1 tRNA gene and 2 rRNA genes are annotated in these 2880 nt (G+C 54.3%); all 3 read right to left on the reverse strand.

The annotated features are described in order from the left end of the window. Positions 1–77 (reverse strand) — tRNA-Met (locus ACR0B3_RS23600). A 90-nt stretch (positions 78–167) separates the two neighbouring features. Then, positions 168–282: ribosomal RNA gene (gene rrf / locus ACR0B3_RS23605) — 5S ribosomal RNA — on the reverse strand. Positions 283–467: 185 nt separating this feature from the next. Further along, positions 468–2880 (reverse strand): 23S ribosomal RNA (locus ACR0B3_RS23610); the annotation flags it as partial.

The following is a 2880-nucleotide window of genomic DNA, read 5'->3' on the forward strand; positions in this document are numbered from 1 at the left end:
TGGTTGCGGGAGTAGGATTTGAACCTACGACCTTCAGGTTATGAGCCTGACGAGCTACCGGGCTGCTCCATCCCGCGACACTTAGCGTTGGTCTACCGCCTATTCGGCTACTTGAGACCGGGTAGTGTTCTTTTCATCGTTTTAGAGAGATTGTGGGCTTTTACTAGGTTTGGCGGTGACCTACTCTCCCGGGGCTTAAGCCCAAGTACCATTGGCGCGGCAGTGCTTAACTTCCGGGTTCGGGATGGGACCGGGTGTTTCACTTGCGCTATGACCACCAAACCGAGGAAAAGCCCACGTCGCTGTTTTTGCGGAGCAAAAAAGCGACGGGTGGCAGGCAGCGTCTTTTGCAAGCAAAAGGCGCGTTGCCACTCGGTTATATAATCAACCAACATCGCGGCTTGGCGCTGCGACGTCATCCATTGTCAAGGTGTGTATGCTTTGGTCTTGTCTTTCCATTACTGGATCAAATCAAGCCTATCGGGCGATTAGTACCGGTCAACTGAACGCATTACTGCGCTTACATCTCCGGCCTATTGACGTGGTGGTCTTCCACGGCCCTCAGGGAGACCTTGTTTTGAGGGGGGCTTCCCGCTTAGATGCCTTCAGCGGTTATCCTGTCCGATCATAGCTACCCAGCACTGCCGTTGGCACGACAACTGGTCCACCAGTGGATCGTTCACCCCGGTCCTCTCGTACTAGGGGCAACTCCTCTCAAGTCTCCTACACCCACGGCAGATAGGGACCGAACTGTCTCACGACGTTCTAAACCCAGCTCACGTACCTCTTTAAACGGCGAACAGCCGTACCCTTGGGACCTGCTCCAGCCCCAGGATGAGATGAGCCGACATCGAGGTGCCAAACACTGCCGTCGATATGGACTCTTGGGCAGTATCAGCCTGTTATCCCCGGCGTACCTTTTATCCGTTGAGCGATGGCCCTTCCACTCGGGACCACCGGATCACTATGGCCGTCTTTCGACTCTGCTCGACTTGTCAGTCTTGCAGTCAGGCTGGCTTCTGCCATTGCACTCAACGAGCGATTTCCGACCGCTCTGAGCCAACCTTCGCGCGCCTCCGTTACGCTTTAGGAGGCGACCGCCCCAGTCAAACTACCCGCCACGCAGGGTCCCGGATCCGGATAACGGACCGCGGTTAGACATCAAGAGTGCGAAGGGTGGTATCTCAAGGGAGGCTCCACAGGGACTTGCGTTCCTGCTTCAAAGCCTACCACCTATCCTGCACATCACAATCCTGATGCCAGTGCGAAGCTGTAGTAAAGGTGCACGGGGTCTTTCCGTCTAACCGCGGGAAGCCTGCATCTTGACAGGCAATTCAATTTCGCTGAGTCGATGTTGGAGACAGCGGGGAAGTCGTTACGCCATTCGTGCAGGTCGGAACTTACCCGACAAGGAATTTCGCTACCTTAGGACCGTTATAGTTACGGCCGCCGTTTACCTGGGCTTCAATTCAAGGCTCTCACCTCTCCTTTTAACCTTCAGGCACCGGGCAGGCGTCAGACCCTATACGTCGTCTTGCGACTTCGCAGAGCCCTGTGTTTTTAATAAACAGTCGCCACCCCCTGGTTTGTGCCCCCAGCCCCTAGTTGCCTAGGAACCGGGCCTCCTTCTCGCGAACTTACGGAGGTATTTTGCCGAGTTCCTTCAACATCGTTCTCTCAAGCGCCTTGGTATGCTCTACCAGTCCACCTGTGTCGGTTTAGGGTACGGTCTGATGGAGGGCTATTTCCAGGAACCACTCAGCAGCCCAATCAATCCGATAAGATTGAACTACACCTGTGATCCGTCACATCCTCCTGGCCTAGGAATATTAACCTAGTTCCCATCGCCTACGCCTTTCGGCCTCGGCTTAGGGGCCGGCTTACCCTGCTCAGATTAGCTTTAAGCAGGAACCCTTGGACTTTCGGCGAGAGTGTCTCTCACACTCTTTGTCGCTACTCATGTCATCATTCTCACTAGTGATCTCTCCACCGGATGGCTCACGCCCCGGCTTCATCGAAAGCCTCTCTCCTCCAATCTGCCCGAAGGCATGAAGGAGGAATGAGACTATGTCACACTACGCTCTGCTACCGATGCTTACGCATCCCTAGACTTCGGCTCATGGCTTGAGCCCCGTTACATCTTCGCCGCAGGACAACTTATTTAGACCAGTGAGCTGTTACGCTATCTTTAAAGGATGGCTGCTTCTAAGCCAACCTCCTGGTTGTTTTGGTCGTCCCACCTGCTTTCCCACTTAGCCATGAATTGGGGGCCTTAGTCGTAGGTCAGGGTTGTTTCCCTCTCCACTACGGACGTTAGCATCCGCAGTGTGTCTGCCATCTAGTACTCCCGGGTATTCGGAGTTTGGTTAGGATCAGTAAGCCTGTGGGGCCCCATTACCCATCCAGTGCTCTACCCCCCGGGGTATTCGGATGACGCTCTACCTAAATAGATTTCGCAGAGAACCAGCTATCTCCGAGTTTGATTGGCCTTTCACCCCTAGGCACAGCTCATCCCGATCCTTTTCAACGGATGTGGGTTCGGTCCTCCAGTAAGTGTTACCTTACCTTCAACCTGGCCATGCCTAGATCACTCGGTTTCGGGTCTGATCCCACGAACTCATGCGCCCTATTAAGACTCGCTTTCGCTACGCCTACACCTAACGGCTTAAGCTTGCTCGTGAGACCAAGTCGATGACCCATTATACAAAAGGTACGCCGTCAGCTCGCAAGGAGCCTCCGACTGATTGTAGGCGTTCGGTTTCAGGTACTGTTTCACTCCCCTCGTCGGGGTGCTTTTCACCTTTCCCTCACGGTACTGGTTCGCTATCGGTCAGCAAGGAGTACTTAGCCTTCGAAGGTGGTCCTCCGATCTTCAGACAG

The sequence above is a fragment of the Ruegeria sp. CE9 genome (assembly GCF_056537425.1).